The following is a 17,447-nucleotide window of genomic DNA, read 5'->3' as shown; positions in this document are numbered from 1 at the left end:
GTCCGGCGGCGGCTTCGCGGAGAGGGTCACGGGCACGCTCATTCGTTGCGTCCGTATGACGCAGCGTTACGTGAAAGTGCAACGGCCACGTCGTGAGTGACGGATCAGGCCGCTGGGGGCCGACCGGGGCCGCCGGGGGCCGTCGGGGATCCGACAGCCGGGAGGTGCGGAGTCCGGCCGGCGCCGCTGGGGATCCGAGTGCCGGAGGTACGGGCGGGCGCCGGGCGTGCGGGTCAGCCGGCGGAGCCGCCGGAAGCTGCCCCTGGGGCGTCGCGCAGCAGACAGGTGAGCCGGGCCGTGCAGACCCGCCTGTCCTGCTCGTCGGTGATGACGATCTCGTATGTCGCGGTGGAGCGGCCGCGGTGGACCGGGGTGGCGACCCCGGTGACCAGCCCGCTGCGGGCGCCGCGGTGGTGGGTGCAGTTGAGGTCGACGCCGACGGCGAGCTTGGACGGACCGCCGTGCAGCATCGAGCCGACGGAGCCGAGGGTCTCGGCCAGGACGGCGGACGCGCCGCCGTGCAGCAGACCGTACGGCTGGGTGTTGCCCTCGACCGGCATGGTGCCGACCACGCGGTCGGCGGAGGCCTCGACGACCCGCACATCCATCCGCCGGCCGAGATCACCGGCGGAGAACAGCCCGGGGAGGTCCACACCGAGCGCCGCGTACGCGTCGATGACCTCTTGAGGGAACTTCACGGTGGTCTGCTCGCCCATGGTGGTCCGGCTCCGATCGTCGTGGCTGCTGCTGCGCCGGGTGCCCGGCGCGGACCCCGCTGGCGGGTCCGCCCCCCGGCGGCCTGAGCAAACGCTCAGGCCGTGCCGGATTCTTCCAGACGGACCACTACGGACTTGCTCACGGGGGTGTTGCTGACGTCGGCGGTCGCGTCCAGCGGGACCAGGACGTTCGTCTCCGGGTAGTACGCGGCGGCGCAGCCGCGTGCGGTCGGGTAGAGCACCACCCGGAAGCCGGGGGCGCGCCGCTCGACACCGTCCTTCCACTCGCTGACCAGATCGGTGTACGAGCCTTCGGCGAGGCCGAGTTCACGCGCGTCGTCCGGGTTGACCAGGACGACGCGGCGGCCGCCCTTGATGCCGCGGTACCGGTCGTCGAGGCCGTAGATCGTGGTGTTGTACTGGTCGTGCGAGCGCATGGTCTGCAGCAGCAGCCGGCCCGGGGGGAGCTCCGGGTACTCGACGGGGGCCGCGGTGAAGTTCGCCTTGCCGGTGGCGGTGGGGAAGCGGCGCTCGTCGCGCGGGGCGTGCGGGAGGGCGAAGCCGGCCGGGGCCGCGATACGGGTGTTGAAGTCCTCGAAGCCGGGGACGACGCGCGAGATCCGGTCCCGGATCGTGGCGTAGTCCCTCTCGAACTCCTCCCAGCCGATAGCGGATCCGGCGCCCAGGACCGCACGTGCCATCCGGGCGACGATGGCCGGCTCGGAGAGAAGGCGCGGGCCGGCCGGGGCGAGGTTGCCGCGGGAGGCGTGGACCATCCCCATGGAGTCCTCGACCGTCACGAACTGCTTTCCGCTCGCCTGGACGTCCTTGTCGGTGCGGCCCAGGGTGGGGAGGATCAGCGCGCGGGCACCGGTGACGGCGTGCGAGCGGTTCAGCTTGGTCGACACATGCACGGTGAGGGAGGCGCGGCGCATCGCCGCCTCGGTGACCTCGGTGTCGGGTGTCGCGCCGACGAAATTCCCGCCCATGGCGAAGAAGACCTTGGCCCGGCCGTCGCGCAGCGCCTCGATGGCGCGCACGACGTCGTAGCCGTGGTGGCGGGGCGAGGTGATGCCGAATTCCTTGTCCAGGGCGTCGAGGAACTCGGGGGCGGGCCGCTCGAAGATGCCCATGGTGCGGTCGCCCTGGACGTTGGAGTGCCCGCGCACGGGGCAGACGCCGGCGCCGGGGCGGCCGATGTTCCCGCGCAGCAGCAGCATGTTGACCACCTCACGGATGGTCGGCACCGAGTGCTTGTGCTGGGTGAGGCCCATGGCCCAGCAGACGATGGTCCGCTTCGACGCGAGGATCAGCGCGAGGGCCTGCTCGATGTCCGCGCGGGAGAGACCGGTGGCGGTGAGCGTCGCGTCCCACTCCGTGGCGCGCGCCGCGGCGGCGAACTCCTCGTACCCATGGGTGTGTTCGCGTACGAAGAGCTCGTCGGTCGCGCCATCCGTCTCGATGATCAGCTTGTTCAGGAGGCGGAAGAGCGCCTGGTCGCCGCCGATGCGGATCTGCAGGAAGAGATCGGTGAGGGCCGCACCCCTCAGCATGCCCTGCGGGGTCTGCGGGTTCTTGAACCGTTCGAGCCCCGCCTCGGGCAGCGGATTCACCGAGATGATCTTCGCGCCCGCGGCCTTGGCCTTCTCCAGGGCGGAGAGCATCCGCGGGTGGTTGGTACCCGGATTCTGCCCGGCCACGATGATCAGGTCCGCCTGGTGCATGTCGTCCAGGGAGACACTGCCCTTGCCGATCCCGATGGTCTCCGAGAGCGCCGAGCCGGACGACTCGTGGCACATGTTGGAGCAGTCGGGCAGGTTGTTGGTGCCGTAGGCGCGGGCGAAGAGCTGGAGCAGGAACGCCGCTTCGTTGCTGGTACGGCCCGAGGTGTAGAAGAGCGCTTCGTCGGGCGATTCCAGGGCGCGCAGCTCATCGGCGATGATCTCGAAGGCGCGCTCCCAGCTGACCGGCTCATAGCGCTCGCCGCCCTCGGGCAGAAGCATCGGCTCGGTGATCCTGCCCTGCTGTCCCAGCCAGTAGCCGCTGCGCGATGCGAGGTCGGCGACGGGGTGCGCGGCGAAGAAGGCGGGCGTGACCCGACGCAGTGTCGCCTCCTCGGCGACGGCCTTGGCGCCGTTCTCGCAGAACTCGGCGGTATGCCGCTTCTCGCCCTCCGGCCAGGCGCAGCCGGGGCAGTCGAAACCGTCCTTCTGATTGACCTTGAGCAGGGTCCTCGCGGTCCGCACCACGCCCATCTGCTGCTGCGCGATCTGCAGGGTGTGACGGATGGCGGGCAGGCCGGCGGCAGCGTGCTTCGGGGCCGCGACCTGCGGCGCGTCCTGGACCGGGTCACCTGCGGGCGGCTTGGCAGCCATGGCGCTCCCCTTCGAGCGGGCGGATCCTTCGTACGTATCCGATCCTGTCACGTGGCACCGACAGCGGCTGAGGCGAGGTGTCCGGAGGTCTGGATTGTCAGTGCTCCGTGGCAGGATCGGACCCGTGGCAAAGACAGCATCGAAGCAGACCGCAGACACCCGCCCCCGCCTGCTCCTCATGGACGGGCACTCCCTGGCGTACCGTGCGTTCTTCGCGCTGCCCGCGGAGAATTTCACGACCGCGAGCGGTCAGACGACGAACGCCGTCTACGGCTTCGCGTCGATGCTGGCGAACACGTTGCGTGATGAGGCACCCACCCACTTCGCCGTGGCGTTCGACGTCTCCCGCAAGACCTGGCGTGCGGACGAGTTCCCCGAGTACAAGGCGAACCGTTCGAAGACCCCCGACGAGTTCAAGGGCCAGGTCGAGCTGATCGGCGAGGTGCTGGACACGATGCGGGTGGACCGCTTCGCGATCGAGGGCTTCGAGGCGGACGACGTCATCGCGACCCTGGCGACCCAGGCCGAGGCCGCCGGTTTCGAGGTGCTGATCGTCACCGGTGACCGTGACTCCTTCCAGCTGATCAGCGACCACGTCACCGTGCTGTACCCGACCAAGGGCGTCTCCGAGCTGACCCGCTTCACACCGGAGAAGGTCGAGGAGAAGTACGGACTGACCCCGCAGCAGTATCCGGACTTCGCGGCGCTGCGCGGCGATCCGTCGGACAACCTTCCGGGCATCCCCGGCGTCGGCGAGAAGACCGCCGCGAAGTGGATCAACCAGTTCGGTTCGTTCGCCCAGCTCGTGGAGCGCGCCGACGAGGTCAAGGGCAAGGCCGGGCAGAATTTCCGCGACCACCTGGAGTCCGTGCGGCTCAACCGCCGGCTCACCGAGATGGTCCGCGACGTCGAGCTGCCGAAGGGCCCGGCGGACCTGGTGCGCGCCGCGTACGACCGGGAGGCGTTCGCGAACGTACTGGATGTACTGGAGATCCGGAACGCGAGCCTCCGTGAGCGGCTGCTTGCCGTCGACCCGGGTGCGGCGGACGAGGCCCCTGCAGCCCCGGCCGCCGGAGTGGAGCTGGACGGCTCGGTGCTGGCCTCCGGGGAGCTGGCCCCCTGGCTGGCCGAGCACGGCGGACAACCGCTGGGCGTGGCCACCGTCGAGAGCTGGGCGCTGGGCACCGGCAATGTCCGCGAGATCGCGCTGGCCGCGGCGGACGGGCCTGCCGCCTGGTTCGACACGACCCAGCTGGACGAGGCCGACGAGCAGGCCTTCGCCGCCTGGATCGCCGACCCGGAGCGCCCCAAGGTCCTGCACAACGCCAAGAACGCGATGCGGGTCTTCCCCGAGCACGGATGGAGCGTCGGCGGCGTCGCCATGGACACCGCGCTCGCCGCCTATCTGGTGAAGCCCGGCCGGCGCTCCTTCGCGCTGGAGCCGCTGGCCGTGGAGTATCTCGGCCGCGAGCTCGCCCCGGCGGCCTCCGCCGACGGCCAGCTCGCCTTCGGTACGGACGAGCAGGCCGAGGCCGAGTCGCTGATGACCCAGGCCCGCGCGGTGCTGGACCTCGGCGATGCGTTCGGCACACGGCTCGAAGAGGTGGGCGCCGCCGGGCTGCTGCACGATGTGGAGCTGCCCACATCGGCCCTGCTGGCCCGGATGGAGCGACACGGCATCGCCGCCGACCGCGCGCATCTGGAGGGGATGGAGCAGCAGTTCGCCGGAGCGGTGCAGCAGGCCGTGAAGGAGGCGCACGCGGCGGTCGGACACGAGTTCAACCTGGGCTCGCCCAAGCAGCTGCAGGAGGTCTTCTTCGCCGAGCTCGGACTGCCCAGGACGAAGAAGACCAAGACCGGGTACACGACGGACGCGGACGCACTGGCCTGGCTGGCGGCGCAGACCGAGCACGAGCTGCCGGTGATCATGCTGCGCCACCGGGAGCAGGCCAAGCTGCGGGTGACCGTCGAGGGCCTGATCAAGATGGTGGCCGCGGACGGCCGGATCCACACCACCTTCAACCAGACGGTGGCGGCGACCGGACGGCTGTCGTCCACCGACCCCAACCTGCAGAACATCCCGGTGCGTACGGACGAGGGCCGGGCAATCCGCCGCGGCTTCGTCGTCGGCGAGGGGTACGAATCCCTGATGACGGCCGACTACAGCCAGATCGAACTGCGGGTGATGGCGCATCTGTCGGAGGACGCCGGGCTGATCGAGGCGTTCACCTCCGGCGAGGACCTGCACACCACGGTCGCCTCCCAGGTGTTCGGGGTGGAGAAGACCGCTGTCGACCCGGAGATGCGGCGCAAGATCAAGGCGATGTCGTACGGACTGGCCTACGGGCTCTCGGCGTTCGGCCTCTCCCAGCAGCTGAACATCGAGGCCGGCGAGGCGCGCGGGCTGATGGACACCTTCTTCGAGCGGTTCGGCGGGGTGCGGGACTATCTGCAGCGCGTCGTCGAGGAAGCACGCGCCACCGGATACACCGAGACGATGCTGGGACGCCGCCGCTACCTGCCCGATCTCAACAGCGACAACCGGCAGCGCCGTGAGATGGCCGAGCGGATGGCGCTCAACGCCCCCATCCAGGGCACGGCGGCGGACATCGTCAAGGTCGCGATGCTGAAGGTCGACCGCGCGCTGACCGAGGCCGGGCTCTCCTCGCGGATGCTGCTCCAGGTGCACGACGAAATCGTGCTGGAGATCGCCGCGGGGGAGCGCAAGCAGGTGGAGGAGATCCTCCGCCGGGAGATGGCCGCCGCAGCCCAACTGCGCGCTCCCCTTGATGTGTCGGTGGGCGTCGGCGCGGACTGGGAGTCCGCCGCGCACTGACCCCGGGCCCGGGGCGGTCTCGCGACGACGCGGTGCCCCGGCGCGGTCTCGCGACGCGGTGCTCGGGGCGGGCCCGGTCCGGATTCCAGGAGAGTCCGGACGGGCTCCGCTCCGCCCGCCGCCGCAGAAAGACGCCGGACGGACCGTAACTGAAGAAACGGTGAAAACGGTCAGTGACCGGTGTCACGGGGACGGCAGTTGTCGTAATGTCGCCGGAGTCCCGCGCTGGGGAGCGCGATCAGTCGACGGGGAGGGACCACACCTATGGCACCGCACTTCAGCAGCCGGTTGCGCAAGGGGGCGACGGCGACCACGGTGGCCGCGCTGGCGGTGGCGGCGATGACCGCTTCACAGGCGCCTGACGCCATGGGCAGCCAGTCCCCGGAGAGCAGTCGGCAGGCCGCTGACGCGACGCCACCTTCCGGCACCCCGGTGAGCGGTGACTCCCCGTACTTCACCGACCTCCCGCCACTGAACACCCCCGCCAAGCCGGCACCTCCCGCCACCACTCCGACCGGAGCTGCCGCGGCGGGCATACCGGCCTCGGTGCTCGCCGCCTACCGGAAGGCGGAGCAGCGCGTGGCAGGAACCGACCCCGGCTGCCATCTGCCGTGGCAACTGCTCGCGGCGATCGGCAAGGTCGAGTCGGGCCAGGCACGCGGCGGGCGGGTCGACTCCGAAGGCACCACGCTCAGCCCGATCCTGGGACCGGTGCTCAACGGCGCGGGCTTCGCCGACATCTCCGACACGGACAACGGCGAGTACGACGGTGACGCGACGCACGACCGTGCGGTGGGCCCGATGCAGTTCATCCCCTCCACCTGGGCCACCTGGGGCCAGGACGGGAACGGCGACGGCAAGAAGGACCCCAACAACATCTTCGACGCGTCGCTCGCCACCGGCCGCTACCTCTGCGCCGACGGCCGGGACGTCGCCGTGCAGCACGATCTCGACCAGGCGATCCTGGGCTACAACCACTCGCAGGAGTATCTGAGTACGGTCCTGTCCTGGTTCGAGTTCTACAAGAAGGGCGTCCACGACGTCCCGGACGGCACGGGCGTACTGCCGACCGGTACCGGCCCCGACAACCAGGGAGCCGGAGGCGACAACAGCAGCGTTCCCGGTATGGGCGGCACTTCGTCCCACCCCGGGAAGACGCCGTCCCCGTTCCCGTCCAAGGTGTCCAGGCCCAGCCCCAGGCCGACGAAGTCCGGCACCGGGACCATCTCCGTCCCGAGCGCCAGCCCCAGCCCCGGCAAGAGCGGCAAGCCCTCGCCGAGCCCTTCGGGCAGCCCCAGCGGTTCGCCGTCGCCCACGCCGAGCGGATCCGGCTGCCCGACGCCCTCGCCCTCACCGTCGGACAGCGCGAGCCCTTCGCCTTCCCCCTCGGGCTCGGCCCGCCCCTCACCGTCGCCCACGCCCACCCCGTCCCCCTCAGGCAGCGCGAGCGGTTCGCCCTCTCCCTCGCCGTCCCCGAGCGGGAGCACCCCGACCCCCTGCGCGACCGGCTGACCCAGGGCGCTGAACTCCCAGTCCAGAACTCCAGTCCAGAACTCCAGTCCAGAACTCCAGTCCTGGACTTCCGGCCCCGAGCTCCTGCCCCCCGAACTCCCCTCTCTGAAGCCCGGTCCTGAAGCCCCGGTCCCGAAGCCGAGCCGCTGAGCCCGGCCGTACACCCGGAAGCGGTGTGCGGCCGGGCTCAGCCGTGTGCCGGTCCGCCCTGGGTGGCCAGGGCCGTCGCCGTCGTACCCGGCGCGGTCACGCAACAGGTCCGCGCAACGTGTTCTCATCTCGCCGCCCCGTTGCTACGGTGCCCCATCCCTGACGATGTATCAGATCACGTAGGAGGCCGTGCATGCGCGCCCTCGTCGCCGCCGCCATCGGGCTGGCCGTGGCCTTCGCCCTCGTCCTCACCATCACGGCGGTCGGCTCACCCACCGGCAGGACCTCGCCCAAACCGCTGCTCACCACCGTCCCAGGCCCCAAGAGCCAGTAAGCCAGTAGGCCCAAGATCCAGTAGGAGGACGGCCATGCGCCGTAAAGCCAGTCTGGTGCTGCTCGCCTTCGCGGTCTTCTGCGCCGCCATGTCCCCGCTGCTGCGCTGGTACGCCTTCCCCCGGCTGGCGAAGATCCCGGCCAACCAGTACCAGGAGGAAGTCCTCCAGGCGAAGCCCGCGACCCTCCTCGACTACGGCACCATGCAGGCCAAGAAGGTCCCCCAGGTCACCATCGTGCAGACCCTCCGGGGCAATGTGGCCGAGTCCAACCGCATCGAACAGAGCGCGGGACGCGACGTCGTCGTCTGGGACTCCCTGTCCTATGTCGCGGGACCGGACGGCAAGATGGTCTCCGAGATCCCCGAGCGCTACATCTTCGACGCGCACAGCCAGGCCCCGGTCCACGCGACCGGCGAGATGGTCGACGGCGTCCCGGTCAGCCGCGAGGGCATCGAGTTCAAGTGGCCCTTCCTCACCCAGAAGCGCGACTACGAGTACTTCGACGCGCAGACCCGCACCTCGTCCCCGATCCACTACAAGGGCACGGTCAAGTTCCACGGCCTGGACGTCTACTACTTCGAGCAGACCATCCCCTGGACCAAGGTGTCGCTGCCCAAGAAGATGCCGGTCAAGGGCATCACCCCGGAATCCGTCGCCAAGACCGGCACCACCCGCTGGTACTCCACCAAGCGGATGTTCTGGGTCGACCCCGTCACCGGAGCCCCGGTCAACGGTGAGGAGATCCACAAGGAGGAGCTGCGCGGCGGCACCCTGCTGGGGGGCCGGGCCAAGGTCACCGCCTTCGCCGGCGATGTGAAGATGCGCCCCGACTACGTCAACTACACGGTCGGCCTGGTCAAATCGAACCGGCTGCTCGTGCTGCTGCTCACCTCGTATCTGCCCTGGGGCTTCCTGGGCCTCGGTATCTGCCTGCTCGCCCTCGCACTCTGGCTGGAGGCGCGCAGCCGCAGGCCGGGAGAGCCGGACCGCCCGGACGCCCGGCTGCCCGACCCGGAGCCGGTCATCGCCTGAAACCGGCAGGAGATCCGGCGGGCTCCGGCAACCAGAACTCCTACCCCCGGTTCTGGCGTGCCTTCGTGTACCGGGTCGGCGCGGCGTCCGAAGGGTCCTCCGGCCACGGGTGGCGGGGGTAGCGTCCGCGCAGCTCCGCCCGCACCGACCGGTACCCCTCCCGCCAGAACGACGCCAGATCGGCCGTCACGGCGGCGGGGCGCCCGGCCGGGGAGAGCAGATGCACCAGGACCGGCACACCCGCCACCCTCGGGGTCTCGGTGAGGCCGAACATCTCCTGGAGCTTCACCGCGAGCACCGGCTGCGCCCCGCCGTAGTCCAGCCGGACCCGGGACCCGCTCGGCACCTCGTACCGCTCGGGCGCCAGCTCGTCCAGCCGCGCCGCCTCACCGGTCGCCCAGGGCAGCAGCCTGCCCAGCGCCTGTCCGGCCTCGATCCGCGCCAGATCGCTGCGCCGCCGGGCCCTGGACAGCTCGGGCTCCAGCCACTCCCCGGCACGTGCCATCAACGCCTCGTCCGACACATCCGGCCAGCCGCCGCCCACCTCCCGGTGCAGAAAGGCCAGCCGCTGCCGCAACTCCCGTGCGTGCGGGGTCCAGCGCAGCAGCCCGGTCCCCTCCCGCCCCAGCCCGTCGAGCAGGGCCTCCCGTACGAGAGCGGGCGGCGGGCTCTTCAGTGCCCGTACCGTCAGCTCGACCGCGCCCAGCCGCTCCACCCGCCGGGCCACTACCTCGCCGTCCGCCCAGTGGACCTCGTCGGCGGTACCGAGCAGATGTCCCGCCGCCAGCCGCGCGGTGTCCTCGTCGATGACGGCGGCCAGCCGTACCCGTGCCGATGCGGCGGTCGCCGGACGGTCCGCCACCGCGACCGCGATCCACGGCGCACCGCGCAGCCGGGACCCGGCCGCCGTCTCCGCCCCGGTCCCCGACACCATCAGGAACGCTCCCTCGCCCCTGGCCCGTGCCACCCGCTCGGGGAAGGCGAGAGCGGCCACCAGCCCCGCCACGGCGTCATCGCTGACCGGAACGGTGCCCCGACCGCTGTCCCGACCGCTCTTGTGCCCGCCTCCATGCCCGCCACCGTGTCCGCCTCCGTCGGCGCTGCCGACGCCGCCGCCCCGCGCACCCCGTTCACCGCCTCCGCCCCGCGCACCCGGTTCCGCCCGTACGCCGTCCACCCCCGAGGCGAGCCTGCGGACCTCCTGGCGCCAGCGGGCCGCATAGCCGTCGCCGCCCGTGCGTGCGGCCCGCCAGGCGGCGGCGAGATCGTCCCCGTACTCCCTGGGCGGCTCCTCGCTGAGCAGCGCCACCACCTCCGCCGCCCGGCGTGCGCCGACCTCGTGCGCGCCGTCGAGGAGCGCCCGCGCGAGCCGGGGGTGCAGCCCGAGCCGTGCCATCCGTACGCCCCGGCCGGTGGCCCGGCCGTCCCCGTCCACCGCGCCGACCGCCGCCAGCACCTCGCGCGCCGCGCCCATCGCTCCGGCGGGCGGTGGGTCGAGCAGGGCGAGACCCCCGGCCGACGGATCGCCCCAGCAGGCCGCCTGGAGGGCGAAGGCGGCCAGATCCGCGACCTTGATCTCGGGGGAGGGGAAGCGGGTGAGCCGGATGTCCTCGGCCTCCGTCCAGCAGCGGTAGACGGTGCCGGGCGCCTCCCGGCCGGCCCGTCCCGCGCGCTGACGCGACGCGGCCTGCGAGACCCGTACGGTCGTGAGCGCGCTCAGCCCGCGCGCATGGTCGGTGCGCGGCTCGCGCGCCAGACCGGCGTCCACCACCACCCGCACCCCCGGCACCGTCAGGGACGACTCGGCCACCGAGGTCGCGAGCACCACCCGGCGGCCGGACGAACCGGCGAGCACCGCGTCCTGCACGGCGGCCGGCGCACGCCCGTGCACCTGGAGCACCTCGACGTCCCGGTCCGGCAGCCGGCCCGCCAACTGCCCCGCCACCCTGGTGATCTCACCGACGCCCGGCAGGAAACAGAGCACATCGCCGGTCCGCTCGGCCAGCGCTCGCCCGATGACCGAGGCGACATGCGTGAGCAGCGCGGGGTCGACGCGCATCCCGTGCGGCGGCCGCACCGGCCGGGCGGGCGGCGCCCACACCGTCTCCACCGGATGGGAGACACCGTGCGCCACCACCACCGGGGCGTCCCCGAGCAGCCGCGCCCACCCCTCGGCGTCGGTCGTCGCCGAAGCCGCCACCAGACGCAGCTCCGGGCGGAGTGCGGCCCGTACATCGAGGAGGAAGGCGGCGACGGTGTCCGCGTCGAGGTGGCGCTCATGGCACTCGTCGAGCATCACCACATCCACCCCGGCCAGCTCCTGGTCACGTTGGAGGCGCTGGAGCAGCACCCCGGTGGTGACGACCTCCACCACCGTGCCGGGTCCCACCGCCCGCTCACCGCGCACCGTGAAGCCGACCCGCTCGCCGGTCCGCTCACCGAGCAGCCACGCCATCCGCCGGGCGGCGGCCCGCGCGGCGATCCGGCGCGGCTCGGCGACGATCACTTTCCGCACCGGACCGCCCCCGGCCGCCCCGCCGACGAGCCCGGCCAGCACCAGCGGGACCAGCGTGGTCTTGCCGGTGCCGGGCGGCGCGCAGAGCACGGCGGCGCCGCGCGCGTCGAGCGCCCGCTCAAGCGCGGGCACGGCGGTACGGACGGGAAGCACGTCGAGCGCGCCGGTACGGATCACCCCGTCAGTCTCGTACGTCGTCCCGCACGCAGACGAAAATCGCCGAGCCGGGGATCAGCCTCCCCCGCAACGGGGACCAGCCGCCCCACTCCGATGTGTTCCACTCGGGCCACTGCGGCTCGACCAGACCGGTCAGCCGGAACCCGCCCGCCAGCACGTCCTGGACCCGGTCGCCGAGGGTGCGGTGGTGCTCGACGTAGACCGCGTTGCCCCGCTCGTCCTGTTCGACGTACGGGGTGCGGTCGAAGTAGGAGGACGTGGCGGTGAGGCCCTCGGGGCCCGGCTCGTCGGGGAACGCCCAGCGGATGGGGTGCGTGACCGAGAAGACCCACCGGCCGCCGGGCCGCAGCACCCGGTGCACCTCCCGGAACACCTTCACCGGGTCGGCGACGAACGGCACGGCGCCGTACGCGGAACAGGCCAGGTCGAAGGAGCCGTCGCGGAACGGCAGCACCGAGGCGTCCGCCGCCACCAGCGGGACCGAGGCCGCACCCGGCCTGTTCTCGCCGATCCGCAGCGCGTGCTGGAGCTGGCGGTGGGAGACGTCCAGGGCCACCGGGCGGGCGCCCTGGGCGGCCAGCCAGCGCGAGCACTGGGCGGCTCCGGCGCCGATCTCCAGTACGTCCAGCCCCTTCAGCTCCTCAGCGGGCCCGAGCAGCTCCGCCTCCACCTCGTCGAGGCCCTCGGGCCCCCAGACGAAACGGTCGTCGCCCAGGAAGGAGCCGTGCTCGGTCTGGTACTCGTCCGCATTGCGGTCCCACCAGCCCCGGTTGGCCCGGCTGCTCTCGGTGTCCCCGGCGTCACGGCGTGTCGCCTCGGGCTCGTACTCGTACTCTTCGCTCATCGTGCCAGTCTGTATCGTCGGTACCGGCAGGCGGTCATCGGCGGTGGTGATCGGCGGTGGTGATCCGCTGGGCGGTGGCGGTCGGCGGCGCAGGCCCGGTGGCACCGGAGAACGCGGCGCCGGACCGGGCGGAGCCGATGTGGCCTCGTGCGACTGAAGTTGTGCCGGGATTGGTGCGATCCGCCCCGGGTGTGCGCCTTCGCGCATTGACCGTGTCCGGCTGCCCCCGTATGCTACAAGTTGCGCTGCGAGCCTGCGCTCCTCAGACCTAGCAGGCTGCGCTTGCATCTGTTGCATGTCCCCTCGGTTATCGAGGCGCCACCGATGTGTTCGGCAACGAGCACGGAATACCCGGATCGGCGCTTCCTGGGCTGTCCGGCGTCTGCAGAGGCGATACGGGCTCCCGGCGTAGCAGTACCTACGACTTCAATGTCCGTACCGGAGCCCTTTCCCACATGACGAGCAGCACCGAGACCACCGCCACCACGCCGCAGGTTGCGGTCAACGACATCGGCGACGCGGACGCGTTCCTCGCGGCCATCGACGAGACGATCAAGTACTTCAACGATGGCGACATCGTTGACGGCGTCATCGTCAAGGTTGACCGGGACGAGGTCCTCCTCGACATCGGTTACAAGACCGAAGGCGTCATCCCGAGCCGCGAGCTCTCGATCAAGCACGACGTCGACCCCAACGAGGTCGTCAAGGTCGGCGACGAGATCGAGGCCCTGGTTCTCCAGAAGGAGGACAAGGAAGGCCGCCTGATCCTCTCGAAGAAGCGCGCTCAGTACGAGCGTGCCTGGGGCACCATCGAGAAGATCAAGGAAGAAGACGGGATCGTCACCGGCACCGTCATCGAGGTCGTCAAGGGTGGTCTCATCCTCGACATCGGCCTCCGTGGCTTCCTGCCGGCCTCCCTGGTCGAGATGCGTCGTGTCCGCGACCTCCAGCCCTACGTGGGCAAGGAGCTCGAGGCCAAGATCATCGAGCTGGACAAGAACCGCAACAACGTGGTCCTGTCCCGCCGTGCCTGGCTTGAGCAGACCCAGTCCGAGGTGCGCCAGACGTTCCTCACGACCCTGCAGAAGGGTCAGGTCCGCTCCGGCGTCGTCTCCTCGATCGTCAACTTCGGTGCCTTCGTGGACCTGGGTGGCGTCGACGGTCTCGTGCACGTCTCCGAGCTCTCCTGGAAGCACATCGACCACCCCTCCGAGGTTGTCGAGGTCGGCCAGGAGGTCACCGTCGAGGTTCTCGACGTGGACATGGACCGCGAGCGCGTCTCCCTGTCGCTCAAGGCCACGCAGGAAGACCCGTGGCAGCAGTTCGCCCGTACGCACCAGATCGGTCAGGTCGTCCCGGGCAAGGTCACGAAGCTCGTTCCGTTCGGTGCGTTCGTGCGCGTCGACGAGGGCATCGAGGGCCTGGTCCACATCTCCGAGCTGGCCGAGCGCCACGTGGAGATCCCGGAGCAGGTCGTCCAGGTCAACGACGAGATCTTCGTCAAGGTCATCGACATCGACCTTGAGCGCCGCCGCATCAGCCTCTCGCTGAAGCAGGCCAACGAGTCCTTCGGTTCGGACCCGGCCTCGGTCGAGTTCGACCCGACGCTGTACGGCATGGCCGCGTCGTACGACGACCAGGGGAACTACATCTACCCCGAGGGCTTCGACCCCGAGACCAACGACTGGCTCGAGGGCTTCGACACCCAGCGCGAGGCCTGGGAGGGCCAGTACGCCGAGGCGCAGGCGCGCTTCGAGCAGCACCAGGCCCAGGTCATCAAGAGCCGCGAGGCCGACGAGGCCGCTGCTGCCGAGGGTGCTGCCGCTCCGGCCGCTGCCAGCGGTGGCAACGCCGGTGCGGGTGCCTCGGGCGGTTCGTACTCCTCGGAGTCGGACGACAACTCCGGCGCCCTGGCGTCGGACGAGGCCCTGGCGGCCCTGCGCGAGAAGCTGGCCGGTGGCCAGAGCTGACGCTCAGGTCCCAGCTGGTGAGTAGCTGAGGTCGAGGCCCGTTCCCTCCGGGGGGCGGGCCTCACTCATGTCCGGGCCCGGACACACGGGTGGTCCCCACGGGCGGGGCTGTCGCCTGTGAAGACGTGACGGCGGGGAATGCGCGGCCGGTACGGGACGTTCTCCCCGGTGAACACGAGGAGGAGCGGTAATCGTGCTTGATCCGCAAGATTTGTACGCATGGGAGCCGAAGGGCCTGGCAGTCGTCGATGTGGCGCTGGGCCAGGAGTCGGCCGGACTTGTCATGCTCTACCACTTCGACGGGTACATCGACGCGGGTGAGACCGGTGACCAGATCGTCGAGGGGCTGCTGGACACGCTGCCCCACCAGCCGGTCGCCCGTTTCGACCACGACCGGCTCGTGGACTACCGCGCGCGCCGCCCCCTGCTGACCTTCAAGCGCGACCAGTGGGCCGACTACGAGACCCCGGCGCTCGAAGTGCGCCTGGTCCAGGACGCCACGGGCGCACCCTTCCTGCTGCTCTCGGGCCCCGAGCCCGACGTCGAGTGGGAGCGGTTCGCGGCCGCGGTCGAGCAGATCGTCGACCGTCTCGGCGTGCGTCTCTCGGTGAACTTCCACGGAATCCCGATGGGCGTCCCGCACACCCGCCCGGTGGGCATCACCCCGCACGGCAACCGCACGGACCTGATGCCCGGACACAAGTCGCCGTTCGACGAGGCGCAGGTGCCCGGCAGCGCGGAGGCGCTGGTGGAGTACCGGCTCGCGCAGTCGGGGCACGATGTGCTCGGGGTCGCCGCCCATGTTCCGCACTACGTCGCACGCTCCTCGTACCCGGACGCGGCACTGACCGCCCTGGAGGCCGTCACCGCGGCGACCGGACTCGTACTGCCGAGCGTCGCGCACGCCCTGCGCACCGAGGCGCAGCGCACGCAGGACGAGATCGAGCGCCAGATCGGCGAGGGCGACGAGGAACTGACCGCTCTGGTCCAGGGACTTGAGCACCAGTACGACGCGCTGGCCGGATCGGAGACCCGGGGCAACCTGGTCGCCGAGGCGGTCGAACTGCCGTCTGCGGACGAGATCGGCCGCGAATTCGAACGGTTTCTCGCGGAGCGCGAAGGTGACGTCTGACGCCCCGGCAGCAGGTCCGATTGGGCAGGGCCTAGGCTCCTGGCCATGCTGAAAGTGGGATTGACCGGTGGAATCGGTGCCGGCAAGAGCGAAGTGTCCCGGCTGCTTGTCAGTTACGGAGCGGTCCTGATCGATGCCGACCGGATCGCCCGCGAGGTGGTCGAGCCGGGAACTCCGGGTCTCGCAGCTGTGGTCGAGGCGTTCGGCACGTCCGTTCTCGCCTCGGACGGCACTCTGGACCGGCCGGCCCTGGGAACGATCGTCTTCGCCGACCCGGAACGTCTGGCGACGCTGAACTCGATCGTCCACCCGCTCGTCGGAGCCCGCTCCGCAGAGCTGGAGGGCCTGGCGCAGGCGGACTCGGTCGTCATCCACGACGTACCGCTGCTGACCGAGAACGGGCTCGCCCCCCTCTACGACCTGGTGGTCGTGGTGGACGCGTCACCGCAGACGCAGCTCGACCGGCTGGTGGGGCTGCGCGGAATGCAGGAGTCCGAGGCCCGCGCCCGGATGGCCGCCCAGGCCACCAGGGAGCAGCGCCGCGAGATCGCCGACCTGGTGATCGACAACGACGGACCGCTGGACGGACTGGAGCCACAGGTGCGCTCGGTCTGGGAGCAGCTGACAGCGCGGGCCGGGGACTGACGTCCCGCAGAGCCCGGACGACAACGGAGAAAGGCCGGTAACGATGTCCCACAGCACCCCCGAGACCCATGTCATCGACTACCGCGCGGCCGAACAGCTGCTGGATGCCCGCGACCCGCGTGGCGCGGTGAAGCTGCTGGACGAGGTCATCGCCGCCCACCCGGAGAACACCGCGGCGCGTCTGCTGCGTGCCCGGTCGTTCTTCGCCGCCGCGCAACTCCGCCCGGCCGAGCTGGAATTCCAGCTGGTCCTGGAGCGGGAACCGGACAACGCCTTCGCGCACTTCGCCCTGGCCCGTACCTTCGAACGGGCCGGCCGCCCCGAACAGGCCAGGCGACACTTCAGGCTGGCGGCGGCGCTCGATCCGCAGCCGGAGTATCTGCGGGCCGCGCGGTTCGACTCCGAGGAGTGAGAAGGGAGTTCGGGGCCATGGCGGGAACGACGGCCGGGGCACGTTCGTTCTGTCAGGCATGAGCATCCGGATGCGTGAGGGGTACGAAGGTACGGGACCGGGGGCGAGAACACCCGATGGGTGTTCCGTCGAGCTGTACAAACGGCTGCCGGTCGGGGACGAGCCGGATGTCGTCGCGGCGGCGGTTCCGGCCGGAGCGAGCATTCTCGAACTGGGCAGCGGGGCGGGCCGGGTGACCCGGCCGCTGGCCGAACGGGGCTTCACGGTCACCGCGGTGGACGAGTCGCCCGGAATGCTGGAACAGATCGAGGGCATAGACAGCGTCCGCACGGTCTGCAGCCCTATCGAGGAGCTGGACACCGGCGAGACCTACGACGTGGTGATGCTGGCGTCCTTCCTGGTGCACGCGGGGGACCCGGCGGTCCGCCAGGGGCTGCTGCGCACCTGTCGCAGGCATGTGAAGGACGACGGGTGCGTGCTGGTGCAGCGCGAAGGGCTGGACTGGCACGCGGACGTACCGAGGGAGCGGCGCAACAGCGCGGGCGGACTGGTCCGGATCAAGTCCGCGACCCCGGTGGGCGACGGCGTGGACGCGATGCTCTGCGAGTACGTCTATCCCGACGCGGTGTGGACGCAGACCTTCCTGTCGCGCCCGCTGAGCCAAGCGGAGTTCGAGCGGCACCTGGGGGATGCGGGGCTCGTCGTGGACAGCTGTCTGACGGACGACGGCACCTGGTTCCGGGCGCTGCCCGCAGGGTGAACAGCCGATGCCCGGCGCGGGCGGCCGTCCGTGGAC

12 protein-coding genes and 1 pseudogene are annotated in these 17,447 nt (G+C 71.0%); 9 read left to right on the top strand and 4 right to left on the bottom strand.

All coding sequences use genetic code 11. The features are described from left to right. Window positions 1-233: 233 nt before the first annotated feature. Window positions 234-716, bottom strand: coding sequence for a PaaI family thioesterase (locus ACFXBC_RS32710; protein ID WP_385032903.1), 483 nt, complete (start codon window positions 714-716; stop codon window positions 234-236). 95 nt (window positions 717-811) lie between these two features. Further along, window positions 812-3,091: an FdhF/YdeP family oxidoreductase gene (locus ACFXBC_RS32705; protein ID WP_385032900.1), complete on the bottom strand. Its 2,280-nt coding sequence runs from the start codon at window positions 3,089-3,091 to the stop codon at window positions 812-814. A 124-nt stretch (window positions 3,092-3,215) separates the two neighbouring features. Here ACFXBC_RS32705 and polA point away from each other — a divergent pair, with 124 nt between their 5' ends. The 4 genes and pseudogenes from polA (at window position 3,216) to ACFXBC_RS32685 (ending at window position 8,956) form a co-directional block, all read left to right on the top strand. Continuing rightward, window positions 3,216-5,927 (top strand): DNA polymerase I, encoded by a 2,712-nt coding sequence (gene polA / locus ACFXBC_RS32700; RefSeq protein ID WP_385032897.1) that lies wholly within the window; start codon window positions 3,216-3,218, stop codon window positions 5,925-5,927. Window positions 5,928-6,191: 264 nt separating this feature from the next. After that, window positions 6,192-7,292, top strand: a pseudogene (locus tag ACFXBC_RS32695) (lytic transglycosylase domain-containing protein); the annotation flags it as partial. Between the two features lie 490 nt (window positions 7,293-7,782). Beyond that, window positions 7,783-7,923 (top strand): SPW_0924 family protein, encoded by a 141-nt coding sequence (locus ACFXBC_RS32690; RefSeq protein ID WP_385032894.1) that lies wholly within the window; start codon window positions 7,783-7,785, stop codon window positions 7,921-7,923. 34 nt (window positions 7,924-7,957) lie between these two features. Continuing rightward, complete coding sequence (locus tag ACFXBC_RS32685; protein ID WP_385032891.1) at window positions 7,958-8,956, top strand: DUF3068 domain-containing protein; 999 nt, start codon at window positions 7,958-7,960, stop codon at window positions 8,954-8,956. A 40-nt stretch (window positions 8,957-8,996) separates the two neighbouring features. Here ACFXBC_RS32685 and ACFXBC_RS32680 read toward each other — a convergent pair whose 3' ends face one another. Further along, window positions 8,997-11,648: an ATP-dependent RNA helicase gene (locus ACFXBC_RS32680; protein WP_385032888.1), complete on the bottom strand. Its 2,652-nt coding sequence runs from the start codon at window positions 11,646-11,648 to the stop codon at window positions 8,997-8,999. Window positions 11,649-11,652: 4 nt separating this feature from the next. Then, the gene (locus tag ACFXBC_RS32675) at window positions 11,653-12,492 is read right to left on the bottom strand and encodes a class I SAM-dependent methyltransferase (protein ID WP_385032885.1); all 840 of its coding nucleotides are present in this window, start codon (window positions 12,490-12,492) and stop codon (window positions 11,653-11,655) included. 455 nt (window positions 12,493-12,947) lie between these two features. On the opposite strand from ACFXBC_RS32675, the gene rpsA reads away from it, so the two are divergent. The 5 genes from rpsA to ACFXBC_RS32650 all read left to right on the top strand — a co-directional run bounded on the left by rpsA (window position 12,948) and on the right by ACFXBC_RS32650 (window position 17,411). Continuing rightward, window positions 12,948-14,462: a 30S ribosomal protein S1 gene (rpsA, locus tag ACFXBC_RS32670; protein ID WP_164267217.1), complete on the top strand. Its 1,515-nt coding sequence runs from the start codon at window positions 12,948-12,950 to the stop codon at window positions 14,460-14,462. 193 nt (window positions 14,463-14,655) lie between these two features. Further along, on the top strand, window positions 14,656-15,594 hold the full coding sequence (locus ACFXBC_RS32665) for a PAC2 family protein (protein ID WP_385032881.1): 939 nt from the start codon (window positions 14,656-14,658) through the stop codon (window positions 15,592-15,594). A gap of 45 nt (window positions 15,595-15,639) precedes the next feature. After that, entirely contained in the window at window positions 15,640-16,239 is a 600-nt protein-coding gene (gene coaE / locus ACFXBC_RS32660) for a dephospho-CoA kinase (protein ID WP_385032878.1), read from the top strand. A gap of 43 nt (window positions 16,240-16,282) precedes the next feature. Continuing rightward, complete coding sequence (locus ACFXBC_RS32655; protein WP_385032875.1) at window positions 16,283-16,651, top strand: tetratricopeptide repeat protein; 369 nt, start codon at window positions 16,283-16,285, stop codon at window positions 16,649-16,651. A 58-nt stretch (window positions 16,652-16,709) separates the two neighbouring features. Then, on the top strand, window positions 16,710-17,411 hold the full coding sequence (locus tag ACFXBC_RS32650; protein ID WP_385032872.1) for a class I SAM-dependent methyltransferase: 702 nt from the start codon (window positions 16,710-16,712) through the stop codon (window positions 17,409-17,411). The last annotated feature ends 36 nt before the right edge of the window (window positions 17,412-17,447 follow it).

The sequence above is a fragment of the Streptomyces sp. NPDC059398 genome (assembly GCF_042751845.1).
Lineage (GTDB): Bacteria > Actinomycetota > Actinomycetes > Streptomycetales > Streptomycetaceae > Streptomyces.
Note: the sequence above shows the minus strand (reverse complement) of the source record. Positions and strands in the feature narration are given on the sequence as shown.

Excerpts from the sequence above, each read along its gene's own strand:
- ACFXBC_RS32710 (WP_385032903.1), bottom strand. The coding sequence starts at position 716 with ATGGGCGAGCAGACCACCGTGAAGTTCCCTCAAGAGGTCATCGACGCG.
- ACFXBC_RS32705 (WP_385032900.1), bottom strand. The coding sequence starts at position 3,091 with ATGGCTGCCAAGCCGCCCGCAGGTGACCCGGTCCAGGACGCGCCGCAG.
- ACFXBC_RS32690 (WP_385032894.1), top strand. The coding sequence starts at position 7,783 with ATGCGCGCCCTCGTCGCCGCCGCCATCGGGCTGGCCGTGGCCTTCGCC.
- ACFXBC_RS32685 (WP_385032891.1), top strand. The coding sequence starts at position 7,958 with ATGCGCCGTAAAGCCAGTCTGGTGCTGCTCGCCTTCGCGGTCTTCTGC.
- ACFXBC_RS32675 (WP_385032885.1), bottom strand. The coding sequence starts at position 12,492 with ATGAGCGAAGAGTACGAGTACGAGCCCGAGGCGACACGCCGTGACGCC.
- rpsA (WP_164267217.1), top strand. The coding sequence starts at position 12,948 with ATGACGAGCAGCACCGAGACCACCGCCACCACGCCGCAGGTTGCGGTC.
- coaE (WP_385032878.1), top strand. The coding sequence starts at position 15,640 with ATGCTGAAAGTGGGATTGACCGGTGGAATCGGTGCCGGCAAGAGCGAA.
- ACFXBC_RS32655 (WP_385032875.1), top strand. The coding sequence starts at position 16,283 with ATGTCCCACAGCACCCCCGAGACCCATGTCATCGACTACCGCGCGGCC.
- ACFXBC_RS32650 (WP_385032872.1), top strand. The coding sequence starts at position 16,710 with ATGAGCATCCGGATGCGTGAGGGGTACGAAGGTACGGGACCGGGGGCG.